At 62.5% G+C, this 1,012-nt stretch carries 1 protein-coding gene; it reads right to left on the reverse strand.

The genetic code is table 11. From position 1 onward, the window contains the following. Positions 1 to 1,012, reverse strand: a 1,012-nt coding sequence (locus DOU50_RS00190; RefSeq protein WP_148768455.1) for an Ig-like domain-containing protein, incomplete at both ends; no start/stop codon positions are given.

A 1,012-nucleotide genomic window follows, 5' to 3' on the forward strand; every position in this document is an offset into this window, starting at 1 on the left:
AGCGCCGCGCCGAGCGTCCCTTTCAGGCTGATCTGGTTGTCGCTGGTGATAAAGTCGCTGCCGGACAGGCCGGTATCCTGCGTAATGGAATCCACGGTAATGGTGGTTGCCGCAGGCTTCGTCAGGTCAATCACCACGTCCTGGCTGTCCGTGGCCCCCACGTTGCCCGCGTTATCAATCACGCGGACCTGGTACTGATACGTCCCGTCCGTCAGGGTGCGGCCATCGGCGTAGCGCCAGGTGGTGCCGGTCACGGTCAGGTCAATCCATGTGACGCCGCCGTCGAGGCTGATCTGCGCCTTCTCGTTATTGCCGAGCTGCGCGGTCAGCGAGCCGTTGACGACGACCTGGCTGTCGTTGGTGATGAAATCCGTTGCGCTCAGGCCGGTGTCGTTTTGCAGCGAATCAATAGCGATACCCATCGACGGCGCGGTCAGATCGACCGTGACGGTATGGTTATCGCTGGCGCTGTTGCCGATGGTATTGCTGACCTGCGCGTTAATCACGTACGAGCCACCGTCTGCCAGCGCGGTCACGTCAGCGCTTCCCACCGTGTAGCTCCAGGTACCGTCATTCTGTACGGTCGCCGTATAGGTTTTACCGTTCAGCGTGATGGTCACCGTCTGGCCTACAGGCGCGTCGGTGGTGCCGCTGATGACCAGCGGCGTGCCGTGCTCGGCGGCGTTGACGATATCGTCCTGCGCAAAGGTATTAATGGTGATGGTTGGGACATCGCCGTTCAGCGTCACGTCGTGCGTCGCGCTGCCCGGGTTACCCGCCCTGTCGCTTACCGTAGCCGTAATGGTGTAATCCCCGTCGCTCAGGCCGAGGAAATCACGGCCCGGCACGAAGACCGACCACGATCCGTCCGCCCCGACGGTCGCCTGATAGCTGTGCCCGTTGAAGGAGACGGTCACCGTCTGGCCCTGTTCCGCCGTGGTCGTGCCACGGATGGTCTGGCCCGCCAGCTGCTCGGCGTTGTTGACGATATCGTCATCGGCCACGGTGCTGA

Origin of the sequence: Enterobacter sp. C6 (genome assembly GCF_008122455.1) — a bacterium.
Taxonomy (GTDB): domain Bacteria; phylum Pseudomonadota; class Gammaproteobacteria; order Enterobacterales; family Enterobacteriaceae; genus Enterobacter; species Enterobacter pseudoroggenkampii.